18 protein-coding genes and 4 tRNA genes are annotated in these 18739 nt (G+C 64.9%); 12 read left to right on the forward strand and 10 right to left on the reverse strand.

Going from position 1 to position 18739, the window contains the following annotated elements; genetic code table 11:
• Window positions 1–43 precede the first annotated feature (43 nt).
• From pstS to pstB, 4 genes are read left to right on the forward strand one after another with little or no spacing between them, the layout of a single operon-like run.
• Window positions 44–1168, forward strand: a complete 1125-nt coding sequence (gene pstS / locus LMQ14_RS03765; RefSeq protein ID WP_420714606.1) for a phosphate ABC transporter substrate-binding protein PstS — start codon at window positions 44–46, stop codon at window positions 1166–1168.
• A gap of 47 nt (window positions 1169–1215) precedes the next feature.
• The gene (gene pstC, locus LMQ14_RS03770; protein ID WP_267733505.1) at window positions 1216–2247 is read left to right on the forward strand and encodes a phosphate ABC transporter permease subunit PstC; all 1032 of its coding nucleotides are present in this window, start codon (window positions 1216–1218) and stop codon (window positions 2245–2247) included.
• On the forward strand, window positions 2244–3158 hold the full coding sequence (gene pstA / locus LMQ14_RS03775; RefSeq protein WP_267733506.1) for a phosphate ABC transporter permease PstA: 915 nt from the start codon (window positions 2244–2246) through the stop codon (window positions 3156–3158). The genes pstC and pstA overlap by 4 nt, the downstream gene beginning before the upstream one ends.
• A gap of 13 nt (window positions 3159–3171) precedes the next feature.
• Window positions 3172–3948, forward strand: a complete 777-nt coding sequence (gene pstB, locus LMQ14_RS03780; RefSeq protein ID WP_267733507.1) for a phosphate ABC transporter ATP-binding protein PstB — start codon at window positions 3172–3174, stop codon at window positions 3946–3948.
• Between the two features lie 5 nt (window positions 3949–3953).
• Here pstB and phoU read toward each other — a convergent pair whose 3' ends face one another.
• From phoU to LMQ14_RS03805, 5 genes are all read right to left on the reverse strand, one after another.
• Window positions 3954–4619: a phosphate signaling complex protein PhoU gene (phoU, locus tag LMQ14_RS03785; protein WP_267733508.1), complete on the reverse strand. Its 666-nt coding sequence runs from the start codon at window positions 4617–4619 to the stop codon at window positions 3954–3956.
• Between the two features lie 57 nt (window positions 4620–4676).
• On the reverse strand, window positions 4677–6821 hold the full coding sequence (locus LMQ14_RS03790; protein ID WP_267733509.1) for an LCP family protein: 2145 nt from the start codon (window positions 6819–6821) through the stop codon (window positions 4677–4679).
• A 224-nt stretch (window positions 6822–7045) separates the two neighbouring features.
• On the reverse strand, window positions 7046–8179 hold the full coding sequence (gene dusB / locus LMQ14_RS03795; RefSeq protein ID WP_267733510.1) for a tRNA dihydrouridine synthase DusB: 1134 nt from the start codon (window positions 8177–8179) through the stop codon (window positions 7046–7048).
• Window positions 8180–8185: 6 nt separating this feature from the next.
• The gene (locus tag LMQ14_RS03800) at window positions 8186–9208 is read right to left on the reverse strand and encodes an acyl-ACP desaturase (RefSeq protein ID WP_267733511.1); all 1023 of its coding nucleotides are present in this window, start codon (window positions 9206–9208) and stop codon (window positions 8186–8188) included.
• Window positions 9209–9342: 134 nt separating this feature from the next.
• The gene (locus tag LMQ14_RS03805; RefSeq protein WP_267733512.1) at window positions 9343–9954 is read right to left on the reverse strand and encodes a TetR/AcrR family transcriptional regulator; all 612 of its coding nucleotides are present in this window, start codon (window positions 9952–9954) and stop codon (window positions 9343–9345) included.
• A gap of 68 nt (window positions 9955–10022) precedes the next feature.
• On the opposite strand from LMQ14_RS03805, the gene LMQ14_RS03810 reads away from it, so the two are divergent.
• Both LMQ14_RS03810 and LMQ14_RS03815 read left to right on the forward strand, forming a co-directional pair.
• Complete coding sequence (locus LMQ14_RS03810) at window positions 10023–11084, forward strand: oxygenase MpaB family protein (RefSeq protein WP_420714607.1); 1062 nt, start codon at window positions 10023–10025, stop codon at window positions 11082–11084.
• Window positions 11085–11220: 136 nt separating this feature from the next.
• On the forward strand, window positions 11221–12120 hold the full coding sequence (locus tag LMQ14_RS03815; RefSeq protein WP_267733513.1) for a class I SAM-dependent methyltransferase: 900 nt from the start codon (window positions 11221–11223) through the stop codon (window positions 12118–12120).
• Window positions 12121–12124: 4 nt separating this feature from the next.
• On the opposite strand, the gene LMQ14_RS03820 is transcribed toward LMQ14_RS03815, so the two are convergent.
• A complete protein-coding gene (locus LMQ14_RS03820; protein ID WP_267733514.1) occupies window positions 12125–12919 on the reverse strand; it encodes a TIGR04255 family protein in 795 nt (264 codons plus the stop codon).
• Between the two features lie 100 nt (window positions 12920–13019).
• A tRNA-Lys gene (locus LMQ14_RS03825) sits at window positions 13020–13095 on the reverse strand.
• Window positions 13096–13206: 111 nt separating this feature from the next.
• Between LMQ14_RS03825 and LMQ14_RS03830 the strand changes: the two genes are divergently transcribed.
• From LMQ14_RS03830 to LMQ14_RS03845, 4 genes are all read left to right on the forward strand, one after another.
• Window positions 13207–13279, forward strand: a tRNA-Glu gene (locus tag LMQ14_RS03830).
• Between the two features lie 48 nt (window positions 13280–13327).
• Window positions 13328–13401 (forward strand) — tRNA-Asp (locus LMQ14_RS03835).
• A gap of 36 nt (window positions 13402–13437) precedes the next feature.
• Window positions 13438–13514, forward strand: a tRNA-Phe gene (locus tag LMQ14_RS03840).
• A 123-nt stretch (window positions 13515–13637) separates the two neighbouring features.
• Window positions 13638–14564 carry a C1 family peptidase gene (locus LMQ14_RS03845; RefSeq protein ID WP_267733515.1) on the forward strand — a complete coding sequence of 309 codons (927 nt, stop codon included), beginning with the start codon at window positions 13638–13640 and terminating at the stop codon, window positions 14562–14564.
• Between the two features lie 4 nt (window positions 14565–14568).
• Here LMQ14_RS03845 and LMQ14_RS03850 read toward each other — a convergent pair whose 3' ends face one another.
• From LMQ14_RS03850 to LMQ14_RS03860, 3 genes are all read right to left on the reverse strand, one after another.
• Window positions 14569–15024 (reverse strand): PPOX class F420-dependent oxidoreductase, encoded by a 456-nt coding sequence (locus LMQ14_RS03850; RefSeq protein WP_267733516.1) that lies wholly within the window; start codon window positions 15022–15024, stop codon window positions 14569–14571.
• 53 nt (window positions 15025–15077) lie between these two features.
• Entirely contained in the window at window positions 15078–15575 is a 498-nt protein-coding gene (locus LMQ14_RS03855; protein WP_267733517.1) for a hypothetical protein, read from the reverse strand.
• 264 nt (window positions 15576–15839) lie between these two features.
• Entirely contained in the window at window positions 15840–16493 is a 654-nt protein-coding gene (locus LMQ14_RS03860) for a TetR/AcrR family transcriptional regulator (protein WP_267733518.1), read from the reverse strand.
• Between the two features lie 125 nt (window positions 16494–16618).
• Here LMQ14_RS03860 and LMQ14_RS03865 point away from each other — a divergent pair, with 125 nt between their 5' ends.
• Entirely contained in the window at window positions 16619–17983 is a 1365-nt protein-coding gene (locus tag LMQ14_RS03865; protein ID WP_267733519.1) for an FAD-binding oxidoreductase, read from the forward strand.
• 27 nt (window positions 17984–18010) lie between these two features.
• On the forward strand, window positions 18011–18703 hold the full coding sequence (locus LMQ14_RS03870) for a M15 family metallopeptidase (protein ID WP_267733520.1): 693 nt from the start codon (window positions 18011–18013) through the stop codon (window positions 18701–18703).
• Window positions 18704–18739 lie beyond the last annotated feature (36 nt).

An 18739-nucleotide genomic window follows, 5' to 3' on the forward strand; every position in this document is an offset into this window, starting at 1 on the left:
GCGGCGGCCGCATGCGTCGAAACTGCGTCAGAAAGCGAGATCGGTGAGGCTCGACAACGTTGGCAAGACGCTGGCGGCAGCGGTGTTGGCGATCACGATGACCAGTGCGGGCCTGACGGCCTGCGGCAGCGATGACAATCACCACGACCCGGCCTCGGGAGCGTCGTCGGGACCCGGCGACACGCCGACCTGTAGCGGCAAAGGCGAATTGACGGCCGAAGGGTCGACCGCTCAGCAGAACGCGATGGCGGTGTTCAGCCACGTCTGGGGTCAGTACTGCCCGCGCAAGTCCGTGTCGTACAACCCGACCGGGTCGGGAGCCGGCCGCGAGCAATTCATCGCCGGCCACGTCGACTTCGCGGGATCGGACTCTCCGCTGATCGCCGACCAAATCATGCCCGCCACCAAACGGTGCAACGGAAACCCCGCGTGGGACCTGCCGCTGGTGTTCGGACCGGTGGCCCTGGTCTACAACCTGCCCGAGGTCAAGACGTTGACCCTGAACAGCGATGCGCTGGCGAGGATTTTGACCGGCCGGATCGCCGTCTGGAATGACCCCGTCCTGACGGCGCTGAATCCCGGGATAGCGATGCCCGACACCAAGATCACGTCGATCTACCGGGTGGACTCGTCGGGCACCACCGACAACGTGCAGAAGTTTCTGACGGCCTCCGCGCCGGAGAGCTGGTCTAAGGGAGTCGGCACCGAATTCCAGGGCGGTGTCGGCGAAGGAGCGGCGAAGTCGTCCGGTGTCATCCAGGCGGTGCGGGCTACCCACGGCGCCATCGGATATGTCGAAAAGGGCTTCGCTGACCAGGCGGGCCTGCCCTACGCACAACTCGCCACGGCCGGTGGCGTGGTCCCCCTGACCACCGAGACGGCGAGCACCGCCATCAACACGGCCACCTTCGTGTCGGGTGGCAACGACCTGGTGCTGAACTTGAATTCGATGTACGCCGCGCAGCAGCCGGGTGCCTATCCGTTGGTGCTGGCCACCTACGAGATCGTCTGCTCGAAGGGCTACGACGCGGAGACCGCGACGGCGATCAAGTCCTTCCTGGCTGTGGCCGCGAACACCGGTCAGGCCAACCTTTCATCGGCCGGCTACATCCCGTTGACCGATAAGGTCAAGGAGCGACTGGTCACCGCGATCAATGCGATGCAGTAGCCCTCGGGTCCAAGGAGCGACACCAAACCGGCAGTGACGGATTCACAATGACTACGCCAGATCCAGCCCAGGCGGGTTCGGGTTCGGTCGCTGCCGCGTCCTTTCCGTCAGCGCCGGTCGTACCCATCCGCCCGTGGAAAGGCGTTCAATCCCGCTTCGGGGACCGGATATTTCGGAAATTCGCGGAGGCCTCGGCGGTACTGATCGCCGCAGTCGTCATTGCGGTCGGCGGGTTCCTACTGTTGCGCGCGATGCCGGCGTTCAAGCGCAACCAAGAAGACTTCTTCACCTACCGCGGCAGCTGGATCACCACCAACACCTCGGCGATGCACTTCGGCATCCTCGACCTGCTGCAGGTGACGGTGTTCGTCTCGGTGTTCGCGTTGATCCTGGCGATGCCGGTCGCGCTGGGTGTCGCCATCTTCCTCACCCAGTACGCACCGCGGCGGCTCGCCGGGCCGCTGGCCTACACCATCGATCTGCTGGCCGCGGTTCCCTCGATCATCTACGGCGTATGGGGTCTGTATGTCCTGGCTCCGCAACTGAGGCCCGTCGCGACCTGGCTGAATCAGTCGCTGGGCTGGTGTTTCCTGTTCGCCGACGGCAGTGCGTCGGCGGCCGGCGGCGGCACCATTTTCACCGGCGGGATCGTGCTGGCGGTGATGATCCTGCCGCTGATCACCGCGGTCACCCGCGAAGTCTTCGTGCAGACGCCGCACGAGCAGATTGAGGCCGCGTTGGCGCTCGGTGCCACCCGCTGGGAGGTGGTCACGACAACGGTGTTGCCGTTCGGCAGGTCCGGATACATCAGCGGCGCGATGCTGGGCCTGGGCCGCGCCCTGGGTGAGACGGTCGCGCTGCTGATCATCTTGCGCGGCACCCAAAAGGCGTTCGGCTGGTCACTATTCGACGGTGGCTCGACCTTTGCGACCAAGATCGCGGCCACCGCATGGGAATTCAATGACCGGTACAAGGCCGGTGCCTATATTGCGGCAGGGCTGGTGCTCTTCGTGCTGACCTTTGTGGTCGATGCCTTGGCTCGCGGCGCACTTGCCGGAACCAGGAAGGGCGCGCGATGACCTCGATCTTCGACCGGCCCCTCAAGGCGCGCACGCTATCCGGACTCGGCCGGCGCCGCCGGGCCTCCAACATCGTTGCAACGGTGTTGGTTTCGCTGTCGATGCTGATCGCGCTGGCGCCCCTGCTGTGGGTGTTGTGCGCGGTTATCGTCAAGGGCTTCAAGGTGATCGCGTCCGCGTCATGGTGGACGCATTCCCAGGCGGGTACTACGCCTTTTGCTGCCGGGGGCGGCGCCTATCACGCCATTGTCGGCACCCTGCTGCAGGGCTTGGTGTCCGCCGCGATCTCCGTGCCGATCGGTGTCATGGTCGCGATCTATCTGGTCGAGTACGGGGGTGGCACCAGACTCGGCAGGCTGGCGACATTCATGGTGGACATCTTGTCCGGCGTGCCATCGATTATTGCCGCATTGTTCATCTACGCGTCGTGTGTGGCCACGCTGGGCATTGACCGCTCGGGGTTCGCGGTGTCGTTGGCTTTGGTGCTGTTGATGCTGCCGGTGATTGAGCGGTCGACGGAGGAGATGCTGCGGATCGTTCCGATGGATCTGCGCGAGGCCAGCTATGCGCTGGGGGTACCGAAGTGGAAAACCATTGTCAGGGTGGTGATTCCGACAGGGTTGTCGGGCATCATCACTGGGATAATGTTGGCGCTGGCCAGAGTGATGGGCGAAACGGCTCCGCTGCTCATCCTGGTCGGCTATTCGCAGGCGATGAACTTCGACATCTTCAAGGGATTCATGGGGACATTGCCTGGCATGATGTTCAACGAGACAGCGTCGGGCGCAGGCGTGAACCCGGTTCCCACCGATCGACTATGGGGAGCGGGGCTGACGCTGATCGTGATGATTGCGGTTATCAATGTTGGAGCCAGGGTGGTCTCGATGATGTTTGCTCCCAAGAAGTCCTAGGGAGGAGTGCTGGGTGGCAAAGCGTTTGGACTTGAAAGACGTCAACATCTACTACGGATCGTTTCAGGCGGTCGCCGATGTGACGCTGTCGATTCTCCCGCGCAGCGTGACGGCGTTCATCGGCGCGTCCGGTTGCGGCAAGACGACCGTGCTGCGCACATTGAACCGGATGCACGAGGTCATTCCCGGTGCGCGGGTCGAGGGCACCGTGTTGCTCGACGACGAGAACATCTATGGCGCGGGTATCGACCCGGTGGGTGTGCGCCGGGCGATCGGCATGGTGTTCCAGCGGCCAAACCCGTTTCCCGCCATGTCTATTCGCGACAACGTGGTGGCGGGCCTCAAGCTGCAGGGGGTGCGCAATCGCAGGCTGCTCGACGACATCGCCGAACACTCGCTGCGCGGCGCCAACCTGTGGGACGAGGTCAAGAACCGGCTGAACCGGCCCGGTGGCGGTCTATCGGGCGGACAGCAGCAGCGGTTGTGCATCGCGCGTGCGATCGCGGTACAACCCGATGTGTTGCTGATGGACGAGCCGTGCTCCGCGCTGGACCCGATCTCGACGATGGCGATCGAGGAACTGATCAGTGAGTTGAAGCAGGACTACACGATCGTCATCGTCACGCACAACATGCAGCAGGCCGCCCGAGTCAGCGATCACACGGCGTTCTTCAACCTCGAAGCCGCGGGAAAGCCCGGCCGGCTCATCGAGGTCGACGACACCGAGAAGATCTTCTCCAATCCCTCGCAGAAGGCCACCGAGGACTACATCTCCGGTCGCTTCGGCTAACGGGGTTACGGCGTGGGCGCCGTCTCGTCTTCGGGCAGCTTGCCCGTCGCCTGGAAGATGACGCGCCTGGCCACCTCGACCGCGTGGTCGGCGAAGCGTTCGTAGAAGCGCCCCAGCAGGGTCACGTCGACGGCGGCCGCCACGCCGTGCTTCCATTCGCGGTCCATCAGCACCGAGAACAAGTGCCGGTGCAGGTCGTCCATCGCGTCGTCTTCTTCGCGTATCCGGGCGGCTTTCTCCGGGTCGCGGGACAGCACCACCTCTTGTGCGCTGTTACCCAGTTCGACTGCGACTCTGCCCATTTCGGCGAAATAACCATTGACCTCTTCGGGCAATGTGTGCTGAGGATGGCGACGGCGGGCGATCTTGGCGACATGTAGCGCCAACGCGCCCATCCGGTCGATGTCGGCGACCATCTGGATGGCACTCACGATGGACCGGAGGTCGCCGGCCACCGGTGCCTGGAGCGCGAGCAGCACGAAGGCGCTCTCCTCGGCGAGAGCGCTCAATTCCGCGATCTCTTCGTGGCCGGAAATCACCTGTTCGGCGAGGACGAGGTCGGCCTGCAGGAGTGCTTGGGTTGCCTTCTCCATGGCTACCCCCGCTAGCCCACACATCTCGCCCAGGCGCTCGGATAAATCCGAGAGTTGCTCATGGTAGGCGGTCCGCATGTCGCCAAGCCTACTGACTCGGCGTCGGAATCGGCGATCTACTGAAGCGAAATACGGTTATTCACAGGTGGTATCGGCGGCGTTAGTCACCGTCAGGTCGTCGGGCAGTTTGGTGGGCGTGCTCCCCGGGCTGCGGTCGATCTGGACGCTGAGCGACGAACCGCTGGGCGCGGGAGCGGTCACCGACTTGAAATCGGGGCCGAGCACCACCTGAACGACCTGCCCGTAGCCGGACACCCGCGCAACCTTCGAGTTCGCGAACGCCGATGCCACGGTCGCCGCCGCTTGCTCATTGCCGGGCGAGAAGAACACCGTCGTGGCATTCACCGAACTCGGATAGTCATCGGGTGACATGACGTTGAACCCGTTGTGCTTGAGCTGGCTGGTGGCGGTGGCGGCCAGCCCGCTCTGTGGCGTCGCATTGGAGACCCGCACGGTGACCTCGTCGGGCGAGGTCGTCGTCACCTGCTCGCGTCGCGCCTCGGGCGCAGCACTCGGCGGCGGTGATTTCTTGGTGGTGGGTGCGGCCGTCGGCCCCGACGTCGGCGTAGTCCCCAGGTTTTGCGCGTTCTGGTCGTTTTCTTCGGGCAGCGGATCGTCGTTGATGATCGCGTTGAAGAGCGCCTTCATGTCGGCCGTCCGCGGTGGTTCGTCGCCGTTCTGGTCCGTCACACCGGTGGGCACCGTGACGAACGTGAAGTGCCCGGCCGCCATGCCCTGCAGCGACCGGCCCAGCTGAACAAGGTCCTTGGTCTGGACGTTGTCCACCCGGCTATTGCTGATGAACATGTTGACGACATTGTTGAGCTTGTTGAGGTCGGTCAGCGTGTCTTCCGAGATCAGCGAACGCAGCAGCGACGACAAGAACAGCTGCTGGCGTTTGATGCGGCCGTAGTCGCCGTTGGACTCGGTGGTGACCTGGCGGGCGCGCACGTAGTTCAGCGCCGTAGGGCCATCGATGAGCTGGCGTCCCGAATGCTCGAGGACGGTACCGAGTTCGTAGTCGTGCAGCGGTGTCTTGCTGCACACCTCGACGCCGCCGAGTGCCTCGACCATCTTGGCGAACCCGGCGAAGTCGACGGCGATGAACCGGTTGATGCTCAAGCCGGACAGCTTCTGGATTTCCTTCACCAGACATTTCGGGCCGCCGAAGGAGAACGCCGAGTTCAGCTTCGTCTCGGTGTAAACCATCTTGGAGCCCCACGTCTTCGTCTTCTCGTCGTAGAGGGGTCCGTACTTTCCGGTTTCGGGATTCCACGCTTCGCACTGCATGGGGGTGATCGCCAGATCACGGGGGAACGACACCGCCACCACGCGTTTGCGGTTCGCCGGAATGTTGACCAGCATCACGGTGTCCGACCGGGCGCCGCCGGCGTCCTCGGTGTCGCCCGCGCCCATGTCGGCGTTCGCCCCGGAGCGGGAGTCCATGCCGACGATCAAGAAGTCTTCGTCGCCGTACTGCCCGCCGGGGTCGACGATGTCGCCGGAGTCTGGGTCGAGCGCGTTGACGACGTTGAGCTGGTGGTTCTTCGACGTGCTCCACTGCCACGCGCCGCCGGTCAGGGCCAGTGCCACCCCGGCACACAGGGCCGCCATCGAACGAACGGCCAGCAGTAGCGGCCTACGGCGGGACTTGGGTTTCGGCGACGAGTTCGCGGGAGATTTCGGGCGTCGGGTCCGCTTCGGCTTGGCGGGGCGTGACTCGGGCGGTTCCTCGACCGTGCGGTCGAGCGTGGGCGCGTCGCCGTTCGAGTAGGTGGCGGGCCCGAGATCGGGAACCTCCGAGACCACGTCAAGCGAGTAGGCCGGGGTATCGATGACCTGGGTGTCCTGTAAGTCGAAGAACAACTCCGGATCGGGTTCGACGGGTTCATCGTCGCGGGCCGCGCGGTGGTGGCGGGTGCCGGTGTTGCTGGCGCCGACTTTGGCGATCAGGTCCGCGACGCTGAGCGCCCCGGAGGCATGGCTTCCGCCTCGGTCCGCGCTGCGGGCGGGCCGATCGACAGAGCCGACCGGCTCGGCTGAAGCACGCTCGGGCGTTGCGGCGGGCGGCTCGATCTGCCATCGATGGACGCTGTCATCGGCGGGTGGTTCGGAGAATCGCTCCCAGGGCGCCGCGCTTAGTGCGGCCGGCGAGGTGGGTTGGCGGTCGCGGGGGCCACGGCGATGGCCAAGAGTGGCGTCTACCTCGCCGTCACTCATGTCCTATCCGCCTCCGAAGCCCCGATGCCGCCGTCAGTGATGTCCGTGCGCCAATTCACCGCAGCGCCGCGCTAACAGCGCTGCAACTTCGCTACCCGTCAGGTCGCGCCTTTGTCCATAGCCCCTGTGCAGCCGGTTAAACCAACCGCTACCCAAGCGCAATCCGGCAAGGTCCACATCGTACTGACTTATCGCCGCGGACGCGATTTCGAGCGGGGTTGGGCTCAGCCCCCGGAGTGCATGACGTCGGCCCCCGCCGGAACCGTGCAGTCGTCGGGGTCGTTCAGCCAGCCTTCGGGCAAACTGACGCGGGCGGCCGAACCCTGCCGGCCGCGCGGCCCGGTTGCCGCCTCCGGGAACCCGACGGTGCCGTCCAGCCGGTCCAGCAGCGCGTCGAGCTCGTCGAGCGTCTTGACCAGGGCCAGCGCTCGCCGCAAATCGGATCCGGCCGGGAAGCCATGCAGATACCAGGCGACGTGCTTACGGATGTCGCGCATGCCCTTGTCCTCGCCGAAGTGGGCGGTGAGCAACTCGCCGTGCCGGCGCACGATATTCGCGACCTCGCCGAGCGTCGGCGGGGTGGGGGCCGGGCTGCCGGTGAACGCGGCCGACAGCTCGGCGAACAGCCAGGGCCGGCCCAGGCATCCGCGGCCGATGACAACGCCGTCGCATCCGGTGCTGGCCATCATGGTCAGCGCGTCGCTGGCGTCGTAGATGTCGCCGTTGCCGAGCACTGGAATCGTTTTCACCTGCTGCTTGAGCAGCGCGATCTGCTCCCAATCGGCGGTGCCGGAGTAGCGCTGGGCCGCGGTGCGAGCGTGCAGTGCGACCGCCGCCGCGCCTTCGGCTTCGGCGATGCGGCCGGCGTCCAGGTGTGTGTGGTGCTCGTCGTCGATGCCGATGCGGAACTTCACCGTCACCGGGATGTCGGTGCCTTCGGTGGCGCGCACCGCCGCGGCCACGATCTGGCCGAACAGCCGCCGCTTGAACGGCAGCGCCGCGCCGCCGCCGCGCTTGGTGACCTTGGGCACCGGGCAGCCGAAGTTCATGTCGATGTGGTCGGCGAGGCCGTCGTCGGCGATCATCTTGGCCGCCGCATAGGTGGTGGCCGGGTCGACGGTGTAAAGCTGCAGCGAGCGCGGCGACTCTTCCGGGGCGAACGTCGTCATGTGCATCGTGACCGGATGCCGCTCGACGAGGGCACGCGCGGTCACCATCTCGCAGACGTAGAGTCCGCTGACGGTGCCGACCTTGGACTGCTCTAGTTCACGGCACAGCGTCCGGAATGCAACGTTGGTCACGCCCGCCATCGGGGCCAGCACCACCGGGCTGGCCAGCGTGAATGGACCGATGCGCAACGCTGGCTACCGGCGGCTCATCACAAGCTTGCCGGCTGTCTGGTGCAGCTCGGCTGCGGTGGTCCTCTTGCCCGTCCGGAGTTCGCGGTCGAGCTGGCGCTGCTTGGAGATCTCGAACTTGTCGCAGGACATCTCGAGTTCCTTGATCAGCAGCGCGAGGTCGTCGCGCAACTCGGCGGCCTCGCCGGTGAAGTCCTCGCGCTCGAAGATGCGCCATTTCTTCAGCACCGGCATCACGACCTCCTCGAGGTGGATGCGCGGGTCGTAGACGCCACCGACGGCGATGAATACGGCCTTGCGGCGGAATTCGGGCACCTGGAAGCCGGGCATCTGGAAGTTCCGCAGGATCTTGTGCAGCGACCGCATCGCCTGATTGGGCGCGATCTCGAACCCGGCCTCGCTGACATCACGGTAGAAGATCATGTGTAGGTTCTCGTCGGCCGAGATCTTGCCCAGCAACTGGTCGGCGATCGTCTCGTTGCAGGCTCTACCCGTGTTGCGGTGCGAAATTCGGGTCGCGAGCTCCTGGAACGTCACGTAGATAACCGAATCGAACAGGCTCGAGGCGAACAGGTCGTCGCGAATTTGGTGGTTCTGGCCCGGGCTGAAGCCACGGTTGACCACCTCGATGCGCAGCTTCTCCAGCTCGACCGGGTCGACCGCGCGGGTCACGACCAGGTAGTCGCGCAGCGCGATCCCGTGCCGGTTCTCCTCGGCGGTCCAGCGGTTGACCCACGTGCCCCAGGGGCCGTCCAGGCCGAAGTTCATCGCGATCTCGCGGTGATACGACGGCAGATTGTCTTCCGTCATCAGGTTCTGCACCATCGCCACTTGGGCGAGGTCGGAGAGCTGGCTCTGCTCGGGGTGCCACTCCTGGCCGCCGAGTGCGTAATAGTTCTTGCCGTCCGACCACGGGATGTAGTCGTGCGGGTTCCAGGCCTTGTGCATGGACAGGTGCCGGTTCAGGTACTTCTCAACGACCGGCTCAAGTTCTTGCAGCAGCTGCAGCTGGGACAGCTCGACTTGCATGGCACCCCCAGTTATCTGTGTCTAATGGTTGCAGTCAATATATCTGTGTCGGTCAGTTGCATCAAGTTCCGCCCCGCGCGCGGCGGGTCACAACTTGGCCTACATATGCAGGCGCTCTCAAAGACGAACGGCCGCTACTCGGATACCCCGTCCAAGGGCGGTACATACGGGGCTGCCGTGTTGAAAAGCATGTTGACGCAGTAATCGATGAATTGCTTGCGGGTGGCCCCCAGCTGCCTGTTTAGGTAAGCGGTGAACAGGCTGGTCAGACCGCCGACCAGGCTGGTGGCGATCATTTTCTGCAGCACGGGATCGCCGATATTCGACAGCTTTTTCTGCAGCAGATCGATGAAGCTGGGCATCCACTCGGCGCCCGACTGGGTCAGGATCGGCTCGACGGCCGGCGCCAAGAGCAGCACGCGCCCGCGCACCGGGTCGTCGACCATCAGCTCGACGAACTGCTCGACCGCTGCCCGGGGGGTGTCCGCCGAGGTGAGGGTCGTCATGGCCCGGGCGCAGACGTCGTCGTACACCGCGCGCACGAATTCGTCGCGGTCGGAAAAGCTCTCGTAGAAATACCGTTCGGTGAGCGCGGCCTTGCGGCAGACGGCCCGGACGGTCAGCGCGGGGCCGCGCTCGCTGCCCAGTAACTGCACGCCGGCGGCGATGAGGTTGTCGCGTCGGAGGGCGTGGCGACTCTCCAGGGGGACGCCAGACCAACGGCCCCGTCGTTGACCGGACTGCACATCGCTCCTAAGCTTAAATATTGACAACGCACGTAGTCAGAATTTGGCTAGCTACAGGAAACCCACCAGTGACTCAACATACGTCCGCAGCCTGCCCACTGACCAGCGCCGAAGCTGGTAGCGACGGGACCACTATCGACGAGTCGGCAATTCCCGATGGGCCCGACGCGGTTGCCAGCGGGTGCCCGGTCTCGCCGTCGGGCTATCAGGCGCCGCCGATGCCGCTCGGCCCGGATTCGCTGACGTGGCGCTACTTCGGGGATTGGCGTGGCATGTTGCAGGGGCCCTGGGCGGGCTCGATGCAGAACATGCACCCGCAACTGGGCGCGGCGGTCGTCGACCATTCGACGTTCTTCAAGGAACGCTGGCCACGCCTGCTGCGGTCGTTGTATCCGATCGGCGGAGTCGTCTTCGATCAAGACCGAGCTCCGGTCACCGGCGCCGAGGTGCGGGACTATCACGTAGAAATCAAGGGCGTTGACGAGCAGGGCCGTCGCTACCACGCGCTGAACCCTGACGTCTTCTACTGGGCGCACGCGACCTTCTTCGTCGGGACTATCCATGTGGCAGAACGGTTTTGCGGCGGTCTGACCGAGGAGCAGAAGCGTCAGCTGTTCGACGAACACATCGATTGGTACCGGATGTATGGCATGAGCATGCGGCCGGTGCCGGCGTCCTGGGAGGAATTTCAGGTCTACTGGGATCACATGTGCCGCAACGTGTTAGAGAACAATGAGGCGGCGCGTGCCGTGCTGGATCTGACCGACCTGCCCAAACCGCCATTCGCCCGCAAGGCTCCGGACTGGTTGTGGGCGGCGCAGCGCAAACTGCTGGCGCCGTTCTTCGTCTGGTTCACCGTCGGTCTCTACGATCCGCCGGTGCGCCAGCTGATGGGTTACCAGTGGTCGCGCCGCGACGAATGGCTGCACCGGCGTCTTGGCGACTTAGTTCGTCTCGTGTTCGCCTGTGTGCCAGCACGATTCCGCAAACACCCGCGCGCCAGGGCCGGTTTGGATCGTGCTTCTGGACGGATCCCGGCCGATGCGCCGCTGGTGCACACACCGGTGCGCAACCTGCCGCCGCTGGACGAGCGCGACAACCCAATGCACTACTGCCCCAAGGTTTCCTAAGTCACGGTCGCAGCCGACGATTTGCGCGTACCGCCGCTCGCTCCACAACCGGCGGAAGCCACGGCGGGCCCGGGTGCCGGAGTTGTGGTAATAACTAGCTTATCTATGTTTGTTGGAATTCGGTTAGGGGAGCACGATGGCGCGCACCGATAGTGATCGCTGGGATCTCGCGACGAGCGTCGGTGCGACCGCAACCATGGTTGCCGCCCAGCGGGCGCTGTCCAACGACGAGAAGTTGATCGACGACCCGTTCGCTGCGCCGTTGGTGCGGGCGGTCGGAATAGATGTGTACGTCCGATTGGTCAACGGGGAGATCCCGGTCGGCGGGGATACCGAATTCGATCCACGGCGGATGGCCGAGGGGATGGCCACCCGTACCCGGTTCTACGACCAGTTCTTCCTTTCGGCCGCGCGCAGTGGCGTCGCCCAGGCGGTGATTCTTGCCTCCGGTCTAGATGCGCGTGCCTACCGCTTGCCGTGGCCGGCGGGCACCGTCGTCTACGAGGTCGACATGCCCGATGTGATTGCGTTCAAGACCCTGACTCTGGGCGATCTCGGCGCCGAACCGACCGCCGAGCGGCGCACCGTCGCGATCGATCTGCGCGACGACTGGGCCACCGCGCTGCAGGCTGCCGGATTCGACCCGAAAGCGCCCTCGGCGTGGAGCGCCGAGGGCTTGGTGCTGTACCTGCCGGACGAGGCTCAAGACGCGCTGTTCGACAACATCACCGAGCTCAGCGCCCCGGGCAGCCAGTTGGCTTTCGAATTCGTGCCCGACACAGCGGTTTTCGCGGATCCGCGATGGCGTGCACACCACGACCGGATGAGCGAACTCGGCTTCGAAGTCGACTTCAACGATCTCGTCTACCACGGCCAGCGCAGCCACCTCGTCGACCACATCAAGGCGCGCGGCTGGGCAGTGTCGTCCCACACGGTCAAGGAGCTGCAGGCGGCCAACGGATTTCACTATCCCGACGACGAGGTCGCGCAGGCCTTCGCCGATGTGACCTACAGCAGCGCGGTGCTCACCGGATAGGGCCTCAGCCGAGCAGGTCATCCCTTAGCCGGCCGGTGAGCATTTCCTGAAATACTGCGCGTGCCGGTTCGTAGAGGTTGTGAAAGGTCGCGCGGACCGCGTCCCGGTTGTATTCGGGGATCGAGGCGACCGGGGTCCAGAAGCTGTCGATGTCCAGCTGGAAAAACGGGCCGGGCTGTGCCGGCAGGGTCCGGCGCAGGTAGTAGTTGGGGTCCAGCGCCTGGCCGATGCCCGGCCCGTAGCGCACGATCATCGATTTGCCCGGTTGCTGCTCGCGGTAGACGGCCGCGCCCTGCCACTCGGTCAGGCTCAGCCCGCCGGGAGTGATGCGTTGCGGCCCGAGCAGCGGCTCGGCGATCCACTCGGCCCAGTCGATGCGACCGTCGGCGCCCAGCGGGACCCGGATCTCCAGCAGGTAGCGCAGACCGATGCGTTCCACCCCGACGATCGACGACACCTGCGAGCGGGCTTCCACGACGCGCATCGCGACGTCTGACAGCGCCTCGAAGGTGGAGTAGCCGGTGGTCTCGACGACGATCGCCTGGCCCTTGATCGAGGCGGCCAGCGTGCCGTCCCGGTTGACGTAGCGGACGAACTGCTCGGCCGTGGGTGCCGGACTTCCGCCCGGGCCCATTGCCCAGGCCACGTCCTGAGCTTGGCGTTCGATGGGCAGGTCGTCGGCGAGGAGGCTTTTGAGCTCTCGGCTCGACGATTCGGTGAGGGAATCCGTTGCGGGGTGACGGATTTCCATCGTTACCAGGGCTGCGGGCGCGTTTTGCCAGGCCGGATCGACACTCACCCCGCGAAGCATATCCAAGTCGCGCAGCGGTCAAACCGAGGCATGCTGCGCGAATTGCCTGCTGTTGTCTGCCCCACAAACTCCGGTTCGCACCGCGTCTTGGTGCCCCCACTAGGACTCGAACCTAGGACCTGCGGATTAAAAGTCCGTAGCTCTACCAACTGAGCTATAGGGGCGGCGAACGTTCAGGATACTTGGGCTCCAAACGCGGCTCGAACGGCGCTCGTTTGAGGATTCGGCCTGCGGTGACCTAAGCTGGTGCGGCTCCCAACGGTAGTTGGACTTTGGCCCCCATCGTCTAGTGGCCTAGGACGCCGCCCTTTCACGGCGGTAGCACGGGTTCGAATCCCGTTGGGGGTACGCGCAAGGGCGGTAACGTCGGAGCGAGCAGTACACGCAGGAAAGCAAGGCCCTGTGGCGCAGTTGGTTAGCGCGCCGCCCTGTCACGGCGGAGGTCGCGGGTTCGAGTCCCGTCAGGGTCGCCCATAAAAGGCGAGGCACGTTATCGGTGCCTTCCGGGCCAGGTAGCTCAGTTGGTACGAGCGTCCGCCTGAAAAGCGGAAGGTCGCCGGTTCGATCCCGGCCCTGGCCACCAGAATGATCATCGCGGTTCTCCGACGCCAGGCGAGCACGGTTGGACGCAATTAGGTTATGAGGCGTCGTTGGCAACTTTGCTGGGCGAGGAGAACCCGTGGATCCAGGGATCAGCAGGCGTTCGATGCTGGCGTTGTCGGCGGCCGGCGCCCTGGCGGTAGCACTGCCTTCCTGCAGCGGCAGACAACAGCAAAGCGAAAGCCAGAGCCCAACCCAAAGCGAAGAACCGGCCGACCTTGCCTCCTACGGATACGATCCCGACTCCGCAGAACCCGGGGAAACGGAACGGCCCAGGCGCCGTGGCGAAGTGCCGCCGGCCGCGGCTGTCCCGGACCAGTGGTTACCCCCGGTTGGGCGGCAGACCATGCCGAATTGCTTCGTGTGGGGCTCCGTATACGGCCTCGCGACGTTCTACGCGGCGCGCAAGAGCCGCACCCCGCCAACCACTCCCGACCGCCAGGCCGGACCCGATTACGCCTACATTCGGTACGAAATCGCCAACAAGACCGCCGAGAACATCTGTCACGGCGGACAAATCACCAAATGTCTGGATTGGCTTCGATCCAATGGCGGCACGCCATCGTTGGCTGCGGCCCCCAACCGCAAGCCGGGATCCAAAGCCACGTGTCGAGTGGAATGGTCGGATTATGGCTCGCAGACGATCCCGCCGGATCCCAGCTTCCGCATCCCCGAGTACAAGCTGACGCACATCACCGGGTCCGACGGCTTGAACAATCTTCGTACCGTCATCGCGTCCGGCATGCCAGTCGTTTTCGGCACCTCCCTGTACACGGACTTTGCGCACTACCGCGGCCAGCCCGCCCCCTATGTGGGCAATGGAAAGGTGAGCCACGACAAGAACGGCAAGAAATCTGGCCACGTGATGCTCATCGTCGCCTACGACGATGCATACACGAAGTCAACCGGCGCGGTCCGGATTCAGAACAGTTGGGGAAGACGTTGGGGCGAAAAGGGATTCGTGTGGATGGCCTACGACACGCTGGAAAAATTAGCCCAGGGACAAGGGGTCTACGTACCCGAGTCGGCCTGAGGCGCTATTTCGGCGGGAAACCACCGGTGGCCACCGGCCCCCAGCGGCGCGGCGTGACGCGAATCAAACACTTGCCTTGATCCACCATGGCGCGACGGTAGTCCGCCCAATCGGGGTGCTCCCCGGCGATCACCCGGAAGTAGTCGACGAGCAGATCCACCGCTTCTGGCAATTCGATCACTTCCGCGTCCCCATCGACTTGCACGTAGGGCCCGTTGAAATCGTCGGAGAGAATGACCACGCTCGCCGACGGGGTGCGGCGGATATTCGTACTTTTGGCGCGCTGCGGATAGGTCGCGATCACGATGCGGCCCTGCTCATCGACGCCACCGGTCACCGGTGAACTGTGCAACGACCCGTCCGAACGGAAAGTGGTCAGCAGCATCTTGTGTCGCGGCCGGATGAACTCGAGAAGGTCGGGAAGACCGACCACGTCCGCGGTCGCCGTTTTGGGAGCCATGAAATCCATCGTAGCGACCGTGCACAGGCTCGCTTAGATGCGTTGTGGCACAACTAGATCGACGCGATGATTTCCGATGTGTAGAAGTCAATCGGTGTCTGCGAGTGCGGCGACGGGCGGTCAACGAAAACCCAGGCGCCGGTGGAATTCGCGGCGATCGGGCCGTCCAGCGTCACCGTGCCTGCTCCGCTGCCGTCGGTGTCGATTCCGCCGGCGGTGACGCCGGCATCTGCGGCCCCGCACCCTGCCGAAGTTCTGGGCGACTGAATCAGCCTGACGTTGTAGTGAGCTTGCGGCTCGGCGGCGATCAATTGCACGCGCGCGACGACTTTGTTGGACGCCGCCCTGCTAATGACGGTCTGCCCGCTGCCCTTGCCATAGGTCGGCACATTTACCGCCCAGGTGAAGTCGCACGCCCGGAATTTCGGGGTCAACGGCACGACTGAGCCACCGGAACTGGCATCCGCGGCGGCAACGCCCGTCGCGCCGCAAAACATGGCCGTTCCAACCATATTGGCGCCGACAAACAACAGCGCGGTGATTTTTCGCATTTATTTCCTGACGCATTATTACATTTCGCTGCAACATACCAAGGTAGTGAACGATCTCGGCTATAAACGGCCGAGACAGTTAGGCAAATCACATGCCACGGCACTGTGAAAGCCAGCTCACACCTGGTGAGAGTTCACCGCAAATCAGTTTGTTGTTCCGGTCGATCCGCGTGCGCATTAATGCTCGGCGACAAGGTTTTTCGCTTGCTGGTAGTAAATGACGTTGCCGCCGCCACCCTAAATTATTTTCGGATACTTCATGAATCAATGGCGGTTCAACAGCCGAGGATTCAGCAGCGCCTGTCCGGCCGCGTTGCGAAGCCACGCTTCGGCTTTGGCGTAGCTCCATCCGTTGTCGTCAACGAGGGTGAAAAACCCGGCATAGCCGAGGTAAAACCACATGATGTCGAGCGCCTCCGCGGCGTCTATGCCGTCGCGAAGGCCGTCCAGTTCGGCAATGCGCCGCGCGGCAACCCCGATGCCGTCCCGGTAGCGGCGGGTGCCCAGTGCCAGCCCGTCGGCAGCGGTCCCGTCGTGTGGGGCGGCGGCGATGACGACGCGCATGATGTCGCCGTAGTCCTTTCGCATCTGCCTGGTCAACGCCGTGGTGAAGCGCAGCACCTCCACCGGATCGTCGAGGCTTGCGATGTGGTCCGCCGCGACGGCCACCTCGGGTGCGGCGGACCACACGTCGATCAGTGAGCTCAGTAGCCCCTGCTTGCCGCCGTTGACGGCGTACACGGTCGCCGGCGAAACCCTTGCCTCGGCCGCGATTTCGTTGACGGTTGTGGCGAAGTAACCCTTGTCGCGGAACAGGCGACGGGCGGCGTCGACAGCGGCCTGGCGGGTTGCTTCGGCGTACTCCGCTCGCCGGCTGGTGACCCGGCCCGATGTCGTTGCAACCTTGCGATCCGTCACGTTCAGATGCCCCTTCGTTGGAGTTGCACTCCAGTGAGACTAGCACTACTCTCGTGAATCAGAGTCACACTCTAGTAGTGCGAGTCACACTCCAAACTGCGTCCCGGGCGAGCAAAGGAACGACGATGTCGACAGGCTTTTCGACCACTTCGGCGGCAGCCGCCGTCGCCGCCGAACTCAATCACCGACTCCCCGGTGGGCGCGTCCTGACCGGGCCCGCCTACGACCACGGCCGCCGAATCTGGAACGGCGCCATCGATCACGTACCGGCGGTGATCGTTCGTCCGCACACGGGGGCCGAAGTGCAAACCGCGGTCCTCGCAGCGCGCAACCACGACCTGCCGTTGTCGGTTCGCGGCGGCGGCCACGACTGGGCGGGCCGGGCGCTGCGGCATGGCGGGCTGGTCATCGACCTGTCCGCGATGCGGCACGTCATCGTCGATCCGCAAAGTCGGGTTGCGACCGTGCAGGGTGGTGCCACCGCCGGCGACGTGATCGGCGCGGCGCAGGCTCATGGCCTGACCGCCGCGGCCGGCACCGTCGGCGGGGTCGGCATGACCGGATTGACGCTGGGCGGTGGTTATGGCCCGTTGCTGGGCCGCTGTGGCCTGGCGCTCGACAGCCTGCTCGGCGCCGAGGTGGTGCTGGCCGACGGCAGCGCGGTCGTGGCCTCGTCGGCAGAGCACCCCGAGCTGTACTGGGCCCTGCGCGGCGGTGGCGGCAATTTCGGGGTGGTCACGTCGCTGAGCCTGCGGCTCCATCCGGTGCCCGAGGTTCTCGCGGGCCTCATCGCGTATCCGTGGTCTGACGCCAGCCGGGTGTGGACGCAGCTGGACGAAATCCTCGTCGAGGCGCCGGACGAGCTCACCGTGCAAACCGGCATACTGCCCGGTCCCGACGGAGGCCCGACGGTGTTTCTGTCGCCGGTCTGGTGCGGTGACCTGCCGGACGGCGAACGCGTCATCGCACCGCTGCACACCCTGAGCGCACCGCTGATGGCAAACGTCGGGCCGACCAGCTACGCGGGGCTGCTGTCCCAGTTCGACTCGTTTGTCGTCGACGGGCGCCACTACGCCGCCCGGACCCGCAATGTCAGCCGCTTCACGCCGGAGGTCATCGCGGCGTTGGTCGAGGCGGGACAGCGTCAAACATCAAGGTACTCGGGCGTTGTCGCGCACCACTTTCACGGCGCCGCCACGCGGGTACCGCTCGTGAGCACCTCGTTCGGCCAGCGGGCGCCGCACCGCATGATCGAGATCGTCGCGGCCTGGGAGCCCGGCGACGACGCGGCCGCACACGTCGGTTGGGCGGAGCGCGTCGATGCTGATCTGGCGCCGCACGCACTGCCCGGTGGCTACCCCAACATGCTGGGGCCGGGCGAGCACGAGCAGATCGCGCACGCGTACGGCAGCAACGCCGCGCGCCTGCGTACCGCAAAGGAGCAGTTCGACCCCGACGGCGTGTTTTCCGGCATCGGCTTACCGGGCTAATCGACGGGCAGCCGCGACAATGGCGGGATGCATGGTGTTCGCCTGGTTCTTTCGTTGGTAGTAGCCGTCGCCGTGTCGCAGGCTGCGGCCGCGCAGGCGAGTCCCGATGTGCCGCCGGTCAGCGACGCGGCGCGCGCGGCCGGTTTCGTCGACGTGCGCACCGTCGTCCCCGACGCCGTCATCGATCTGCGCTACGCGACGACGAACAACTTCACCGGTACGCAGTTGTACCCCTCCGACGCCCGATGCCTGGTGCACCAATCCATGTCGCAAGGGCTCGCGACTGCCGCGTCGGCGCTGCGGCCCGAGGGGCACCTGCTGGTGTTCTGGGATTGCTATCGGCCACACGATGTTCAGGTCAGGATGTTCAACGTGGTCCCCAACCCGGCCTGGGTGGCGAGGCCGGGCCCGTATGCGCACAGCCACGAGTCGGGGCTTTCGGTGGACGTGACATTCACCAGCGTGCAACCACAGTGCCCGCCCGAACGTCACGCCGGCGGGCTGTGCCTGGCCGACATGGGCACCGACTTCGACGATTTCACCCCGCGCGCAACGGCATTCGCCACTCAAGGTGTCAGTGCCGACGCTCAGGCGCATCGGGCCCGGTTGCGCGACGCGATGAAGTACGGGGGACTGTCCCCGTACTCCGGTGAGTGGTGGCATTTCGACGGTCCCGGAGCCGGCGTCGACCGTCCGATTCTCAACGTCCCCGTCGACTAGCCTATCTCATATAGTGAGATAGGAGTTTCATATTGT

Origin of the sequence: Mycobacterium sp. Aquia_213 (assembly GCF_026625985.1) — a bacterium.
In the GTDB taxonomy this organism is placed as follows: domain Bacteria; phylum Actinomycetota; class Actinomycetes; order Mycobacteriales; family Mycobacteriaceae; genus Mycobacterium.

Coding starts and splice junctions, on each gene's coding strand:
- LMQ14_RS03815 (WP_267733513.1), top strand. CDS start 11,221: ATGGCGCGCACCGATAGTGATCGCTGGGATCTCGCGACGAGCGTCGGT.
- LMQ14_RS03800 (WP_267733511.1), bottom strand. CDS start 9,208: ATGCAAGTCGAGCTGTCCCAGCTGCAGCTGCTGCAAGAACTTGAGCCG.
- LMQ14_RS03850 (WP_267733516.1), bottom strand. CDS start 15,024: ATGGCTCCCAAAACGGCGACCGCGGACGTGGTCGGTCTTCCCGACCTT.
- pstA (WP_267733506.1), top strand. CDS start 2,244: ATGACCTCGATCTTCGACCGGCCCCTCAAGGCGCGCACGCTATCCGGA.
- LMQ14_RS03790 (WP_267733509.1), bottom strand. CDS start 6,821: ATGAGTGACGGCGAGGTAGACGCCACTCTTGGCCATCGCCGTGGCCCC.
- LMQ14_RS03855 (WP_267733517.1), bottom strand. CDS start 15,575: ATGCGAAAAATCACCGCGCTGTTGTTTGTCGGCGCCAATATGGTTGGA.
- LMQ14_RS03865 (WP_267733519.1), top strand. CDS start 16,619: ATGTCGACAGGCTTTTCGACCACTTCGGCGGCAGCCGCCGTCGCCGCC.
- LMQ14_RS03870 (WP_267733520.1), top strand. CDS start 18,011: ATGCATGGTGTTCGCCTGGTTCTTTCGTTGGTAGTAGCCGTCGCCGTG.
- LMQ14_RS03845 (WP_267733515.1), top strand. CDS start 13,638: ATGCTGGCGTTGTCGGCGGCCGGCGCCCTGGCGGTAGCACTGCCTTCC.
- pstC (WP_267733505.1), top strand. CDS start 1,216: ATGACTACGCCAGATCCAGCCCAGGCGGGTTCGGGTTCGGTCGCTGCC.
- phoU (WP_267733508.1), bottom strand. CDS start 4,619: ATGCGGACCGCCTACCATGAGCAACTCTCGGATTTATCCGAGCGCCTG.